The 6,109-nt window shown below is 70.6% G+C and carries 7 protein-coding genes; 2 read left to right on the top strand and 5 right to left on the bottom strand.

What is annotated here, in order from left to right:
- Positions 1–44: 44 nt before the first annotated feature.
- Positions 45–863, bottom strand: a complete 819-nt coding sequence (locus G6048_RS46190; RefSeq protein WP_328828968.1) for a lysophospholipid acyltransferase family protein — start codon at positions 861–863, stop codon at positions 45–47.
- Positions 864–1,095: 232 nt separating this feature from the next.
- Here G6048_RS46190 and G6048_RS46185 point away from each other — a divergent pair, with 232 nt between their 5' ends.
- Together G6048_RS46185 and G6048_RS46180 are read left to right on the top strand one after the other, a co-directional pair.
- Entirely contained in the window at positions 1,096–1,932 is an 837-nt protein-coding gene (locus tag G6048_RS46185; RefSeq protein WP_165345602.1) for an alpha/beta hydrolase, read from the top strand.
- Positions 1,925–2,653, top strand: a complete 729-nt coding sequence (locus tag G6048_RS46180; RefSeq protein WP_165345601.1) for a hypothetical protein — start codon at positions 1,925–1,927, stop codon at positions 2,651–2,653. Before G6048_RS46185 ends, G6048_RS46180 begins: the two co-directional genes overlap by 8 nt.
- 25 nt (positions 2,654–2,678) lie before the next feature.
- On the opposite strand, the gene G6048_RS46175 is transcribed toward G6048_RS46180, so the two are convergent.
- The 4 genes from G6048_RS46175 to G6048_RS46160 all read right to left on the bottom strand — a co-directional run.
- Positions 2,679–3,431 carry an endonuclease/exonuclease/phosphatase family protein gene (locus G6048_RS46175; protein ID WP_165345600.1) on the bottom strand — a complete coding sequence of 251 codons (753 nt, stop codon included), beginning with the start codon at positions 3,429–3,431 and terminating at the stop codon, positions 2,679–2,681.
- A 97-nt stretch (positions 3,432–3,528) separates the two neighbouring features.
- The gene (locus G6048_RS46170; RefSeq protein WP_165345599.1) at positions 3,529–4,482 is read right to left on the bottom strand and encodes an ROK family glucokinase; all 954 of its coding nucleotides are present in this window, start codon (positions 4,480–4,482) and stop codon (positions 3,529–3,531) included.
- Between the two features lie 119 nt (positions 4,483–4,601).
- The gene (locus tag G6048_RS46165; RefSeq protein WP_165345598.1) at positions 4,602–5,087 is read right to left on the bottom strand and encodes a DUF5304 domain-containing protein; all 486 of its coding nucleotides are present in this window, start codon (positions 5,085–5,087) and stop codon (positions 4,602–4,604) included.
- Between the two features lie 134 nt (positions 5,088–5,221).
- A partial coding sequence (locus G6048_RS46160) for an ArsA family ATPase (RefSeq protein WP_328828963.1) occupies positions 5,222–6,109 on the bottom strand: 888 nt, incomplete at its 5' end.

The raw sequence follows: 6,109 nt of genomic DNA, 5'->3' as shown, positions 1-6,109 counted from the left end.
GCCCCCCCTTGACCTTGACGACAACCCACCCCAGACGGACGCGCCTAGGAGCCGGACCGTTCCGTCCCGGCCGCCTTGTCCGCTTCCTGTCCGCCCGCTTCCCGCTCGGTCGCCTCCTCGGCTTCCTTTTCCTTACGGGCCTGCCCGGCCTGCTTCTGCGCCTGTTTCTCCGCCTTCGCCGCGTCCGCGAGCTGCCGTTTGGCGGCGGTCGCGTAGATGTCGACGTACTCCTGGCCGGAGAGCGTCATGATTTCGTACATGACCTCGTCGGTCAGGGCCCGCAGTACGAACCGGTCGTGCTCCATGCCCTGGTACCGGCTGAAGTCCAGCGGCTTGCCGATGCGGATCCCCGGGCGCATCAGCTTCGGGACGACCTTGCCGGGCGGCTGGATCTTCTCGGTGTCGATCATGGCGACCGGGATGACCGGCGCCCCGCTGGCGAGCGCCACGCGCGCGAGGCCGCCGGGCTTGCCCCGGTAGAGGCGGCCGTCGGGCGAGCGCGTGCCCTCGGGATAGATGCCGAACAACTCGCCCCGCTCGAGAACATCGAGGCCGCTCTGGATGGCCGCCTGTCCCGCGCCACGGGCTCCGGAACGGTCCACCGGAAGCTGGCCGACGCCCTTGAAGAAGGCGGCTGTCATACGCCCCTTGACGCCGGGCGTCGTGAAGTACTCGGCCTTCGCGATGAAGGTGACCTTGCGGTCGAGGACGGCGGGCAGGAAGAAGGAGTCGGAGAACGACAGGTGATTGCTCGCCAGTATCGCGGGACCCTCGGCGGGTACGTACTCGATGCCTTCCACCCAGGGCCTGAAAGCGAGCTTCAGGGGCCCTCCGACGGCAACCTTCATCGCGCCATAGATCACCCGACTGCCTCCTGTGTCCGTGGATCAGACCCTAACCCGGAGCACTGTCAAAGGACCCGACGGCCCTGGTCGGTGTCAGTGCCGTCGCGTACGGTGAAGTACACCTCGAAGTCTCGGGGTGATCGTCTTGTCGCCCCTGTCGGATGAACACCCCTGAACACCCCTGAACACGCTTGAGACATTCCTTGGTACGTCCCTTTGTACGCCCCTTCAGACGAACAGGAGACCGAAGGTGCCGGTCCTTCCTGGAGCCGAGCCGTACCGCCACGAGGGCGGAGAGGTCGGTGTGCTCCTCTGCCATGGCTTCACGGGTTCCCCGCAGTCGCTGCGCCCCTGGGCGGAGTATCTCGCCGAGCGTGGTCTGACCGTCTCGCTGCCCCTGCTGCCCGGACACGGCACACGCTGGGAGGACATGCAGCTCACCGGCTGGCAGGACTGGTACGCGGAGGTGGACCGCGAGCTGCGCGCCCTGCGTGAGCGCTGCTCCCGGGTCTTCGTCTGCGGCCTGTCCATGGGCGGCGCGCTGGCCCTGCGGCTGGCCGCGAAGCACGGGGACGCGGTGAGCGGCATCGTCGTCGTCAACCCGGCGAACAAGGTGCACGGGCTGTCCGCGTACGCCCTTCCGCTGGCCCGGCACGTCGTCCGTACGACGAAGGGGATCGCCAGCGACATCGCCAAGGAGGGCGGTGTCGAGATCGGCTACGACAAGGTCCCGCTGCACGCGGCGCACTCGCTGCGGAACTTCTTCCGGCTGGTCGACGGCGAGCTGCCGCAGGTCACGCAGCCGCTGCTGCTTCTGCACAGCGTCCAGGACCATGTGGTGCCGCCGGCCGACTCGGCGCGGGTGCTGAGCCGGGTGTCGTCCACGGACGTACAGGAGATCGTGCTGGAACAGAGCTACCACGTCGCGACGTTGGACCACGACGCGGACCGTATTTTCGAGGAGAGCTTCGCCTTCGTCGAGCGGCTGGCGCCGGAAGCCGGCAAGCAGCCCGACGCGGTTCGGATGGACCAGTCAGGTCAGGCAGGTCAGGTGGGTCAGCAGGAAGGGACGGCCACTGGTGGCTGAGCACGACGCGGACCGCGAGCCCGAGGAGAAGGACGCGCCGCCCGGCGAGGAGCAGGGCCCGTCGTTCGACGAGGCCGCGGCCTGGGCTGCGATCGTCGCCGGGTACGGCGATGAACCGCCGGACCCGCCCGGCGCCAAGCCCTTCAAGTCGGTCGAGGACCTGGCACTCCTGGAGTCCGGGACGAACGACGCGAAGGGTCCGAACGGCCCGGACGACGCCGACTCCGAGCGGCCCGGGGGCACCGACACCAAGGAGAGGCCCAAGGGCTCCGAGGCGTCCGAGGGCTCCGACGGTGGCACGGCGGACGATCAGACGACAGCCGGTAAGAAGGCGGACCTCAGGAAGGGCGGCGACAAGCCCGCCGGCGACAAGCCGCTCGGCAGCTCCGTCGCCTTCCCGCCCGGTGTCGGGGGCCCGCGCGACTACCAGGCGCCGGAGCCTTCCGAGGAGGACTTCGACGCGGACGACGAGGGCCACTTCGTACCGCCCGAGCCGCCGCCGCTGCCCGCCGCGGACACCACGGCCAAGTTCGCCTGGCTCGCCGTGCTCGGCGGCCCGCTTCTGCTGCTGCTCGCCGTGCTGCTCGGCTGGCACATGACCTGGTGGCTGACCACGCTCGGCATCGGCGGCTTCGTGGGCGGCTTCGGCACGCTGGTCCTGCGGATGCACCCGGGTGACGAGGACGAGGACGATGATCCGGGGCGCGGCGCGGTGGTGTGACCCGCAGTTCTGTGATCCCGCGCTCCTAGTGGGCGGGAACCCTGAGGGCGGCCAGTACGGGCAGATGGTCCGTGGCCGCCCTCAAGTCTGTTTCCGTGATGCCCGGTTGCCCCAAGGGCACGCCGCAGCCCAGGACTTCGATGCCCTCGGTGGCGAAGAGGGCGTCAATCCGCTGATGCGGGTCGACGGGCGTGGAGGTGTACTCGCCGCCCCAGGGAGCGACCGTCCAGCAGTCCTGGAGCTCGGTGGCGAGGCGCTTGAACGTACGGCCGCCGGGGCGTTCGTTGAGGTCGCCGCCTGCGATCGCGTACGGCGCTTCGAGCGCGGCCAGGCGGTCGAGGAGCATGCCGCCCTGCTCGTAGCGTTCGTCCTTCTGCAGCGAGAGGTGGCAGCTCAGCACGCCGAGGCGGGCGCCTCCGAACCGTACGACCGCGGTGGCGAAGCCGCGTCGGTGCAGGCCGGGGGTGAGGGGCAAGAGTACGTCCTCGGTGCGCTCGATTGTTGCCCGGAGCGAGGAGAGGAGGGCGGGGCCGGATGCGGTGGCCCCGCCGGAGAGGATCACCTGGCCCGACGCTGCCGCGAGGCGGGCCAGTTTTTTCCGCCAGCGGAAGAAGCGGGGGGCTTCTTGGACGAGTACGAGGTCGGGGGCGCAGGCGCGGATGACTCGGGCCAGCGCCTCGGTGTCGTCGCGCATGGAGCGGATGTTGTAGCTGAGGACTCGGATGACGGCTGAACCGTCGGGTTCGGTGTGGGAAGTTGGAAGCGGCGGCGTTGGCATGCGGTCAATTTACGGTTGGACCGCGGGTTGGGGCGCCTCATAGCTCGGGGCGCGAGGTTGCGTGTGCGACTTACAGCCCCGCGCCCCTACCGTGGCGCTACATGATCGGGTCCGGCTCCCTCGCCAGGTCTGCCGCGCCCACCAAACCGGCCTTGTTGCCGAGTTGGGCGGCGATGACGTCTGCTACCGGGCGCCAGTTCCCGCCGACCAGCCAGCGCTTGTAGGACTTGCGGATGGGGTCCAGGACCAGTTCGCCCTCGTCCGAGAGGCCGCCGCCCACGATGAAGGCCGAGGGGTCGAAGAGGGAGGCCAGGTCCGCCAGGCCTGCGCCTGCCCAGCGGGCGAGTTCGCGGTAGGAGTCCACGGCTACCGGGTCGCCTTGTCTCGCCGCCATCGAGATGTGCTTGCCCTCGATTCCCTCGGGGGTTCCGTCGCCCAGCGAGAGGAGGATGTCGGCGTTCTCGGGGGTGGCGTTGGCCCGCTGCTTCGCGTATCGGACGAGGGCGCGGCCGGAGGCGTACTGCTCCCAGCAGCCCTGGCTGCCGCAGCCGCAGAGGATGCCGTCGGGGACCATCCGGATGTGGCCGAACTCGGCGGCGACGCCGAAGTGACCGCGGCGGAGCTTGTTGCCGATGATGATGCCGCCGCCCAGGCCGGTGCCGAGCGTGATGCAGATGACGTTGCGATGGCCCTTGCCCGCGCCGAACTTGTACTCGCCCCAGGCCGCCGCGTTCGCGTCGTTCTCCACGACGACCGGCAGCTTGACGCGTGCCTGGACCTTCTCCTTCAGCGGCTCCTGGCGCCAGTCGATGTTCGGCGCGAAATAGACCGTGGAACGCTGCCGGTTGACGTACCCTGCGGCACCGATGCCCACGCCGACGATCTCGTGTCCGGCACGGGCGCCTTCGACGGCGGAGGCGATGGCGTCCACGATGGCCTCGGGCGTGCCCGGAGTCGGCACCTTGTGGGTCGAGAGGATGTTGCCTTCCTCGTCGACCACGCCGGCCGCGATCTTCGTGCCGCCGATGTCGACGCCGATGGTGAGTCCCATGAATCCCTCAGTTTCGGTCGAGCCCCGCTACGGCCAACCGTACCCGAGGCCCTGCCGTCGGCTTCCCGTCGTCCGCCCGCTGGGCAGGCGGGAAACTGACGTCAGGAGCTCAGGGGGATTCAGTCCAGGTCGATGTGTTCCCCGGGACCGGAGTCCTCGTCAGGGCGGTGCGGAGGCCGGTCCTGGGTCCAGCGGCTCTCCTGCGCCTCGACGGCGGAGCGGTACGCGGCGAGCAGTTCGTTGCCGGCCGCGGCCAGGTGGTCGAAGAAGTCGGGGTTGCGCTCGATCACGGGCTCTACGGCGGCCTTGGCCTGCTGCACGACCTGGTTCACCATCTGCTGGGCGGCACCGCCGGCCACGGCACCGAGCAGCGGCGACTGCAGTCCGGACAACCGGTCGGTGACGGTGTCGAAGAACTTGCGCAGCTCCTCGCCGGCCGAGCCCGGCGGCGGGCCGTACTCGGCGCGGCGGCGGGCCTTCTCCGCGGCCAGGTCCTCCGCGCACGCCGTCGCCCAGGCGTCGGCGTCGGTCGCTCGCACCTCGTTGCCGTGCGCCTTCTCGAGGGCGTCCTCCGCGGCGTCGGACGTGGGGCGCTCATCGCTCATGGCGGACTCCAAGCATTGGCTCTGTGTCTCTCGACGTTACCCGAACGGGGATGTGCCGTTCACCGTCTCCGGCGGCCAAGAATCGCGTACGGGCAAAGTACTCAGCCAACTCGGCCAACGTCCCGGGGCCACCGTCAGGTTCCCCGCGGCCACAGCTCCGGGTCCGGTGCGAAGCGGATCCGCAGCTCGCCGTCGCGCAGGGCGGCGCCGTGCACGGTGCAGCGGCGGAGGGCCGACGGGAGCGGGACGATGCGGTGGAACGGGCCGACGGTGACGACGAGTTCGTCGCCGCGCCGGATGAGCTCGAGGTCGTCCCGTACCGCACCGGGCAGCGGGATGTGCCAGACGATCACGCCGTCTACGGAGAGGCGGTCCGACATCGTCCACTCGACCGGACGCGGGGCCTGGCCCGCGCCGGGCACGGGCAGCGCGGTGAGGTCGTCGGGTCCGCGCGGATCGCGGCCGAGGTGCGGCACCTCACACACCTCGTACGTGCCCCGCCACTCGTCCAAGGCCTTGCGCTGCTGGGCCGCCAGTCCCGCGAGCCAGGTGTCGGGGGACGCTTCGGGCAGGACGCGGTTCGTGATCAGGGCGTCGGGGCGAAGTCCGCGCAGGGCGAGGCCGGTGGTGGCGGTGCGTACGGCGTCGGTGCCGGCCGGGCCGGGCTCGGCGACCAGCCGTACGGTCGTCGCCCGGTCCGCCAACACCGCCTCCACGGCGGCGAGTTCGAGGTCCCAGCGGGCGGCCGTGTCGTACAGCCGGTCCGCGGGCATCGGGACGCCGGCGAGACGGCCGAGTACGGGGCGCAGGGCGCGGGCCGCTTGGCGCTCGGCGGGGAGCAGGCGGCTGAGGTAGCGGCGTAGCTGCTCGGGGAGCGCGAGGAGGGCCAGCGCGTGGGCGGCCGACGCACCACCGTCCGAGGGGGACGGCTCACGGCCCGTTCCGTCGCCGCCGCATCCGGTGAGCGGGGCGAGCACGACACACGCGGCGACGGCCGACAAGGCGATACGCGACTTCATGCG

Source organism: Streptomyces ureilyticus (assembly GCF_011045025.1).
GTDB lineage: Bacteria > Actinomycetota > Actinomycetes > Streptomycetales > Streptomycetaceae > Streptomyces > Streptomyces ureilyticus.
Note: the sequence above shows the minus strand (reverse complement) of the source record. Positions and strands in the feature narration are given on the sequence as shown.

Bases quoted from the DNA above. Each gene is read 5' to 3' on its own strand.
- G6048_RS46170 (WP_165345599.1), bottom strand. From the start codon at position 4,482: ATGGGACTCACCATCGGCGTCGACATCGGCGGCACGAAGATCGCGGCC.
- G6048_RS46175 (WP_165345600.1), bottom strand. From the start codon at position 3,431: ATGCCAACGCCGCCGCTTCCAACTTCCCACACCGAACCCGACGGTTCA.
- G6048_RS46165 (WP_165345598.1), bottom strand. From the start codon at position 5,087: ATGAGCGATGAGCGCCCCACGTCCGACGCCGCGGAGGACGCCCTCGAG.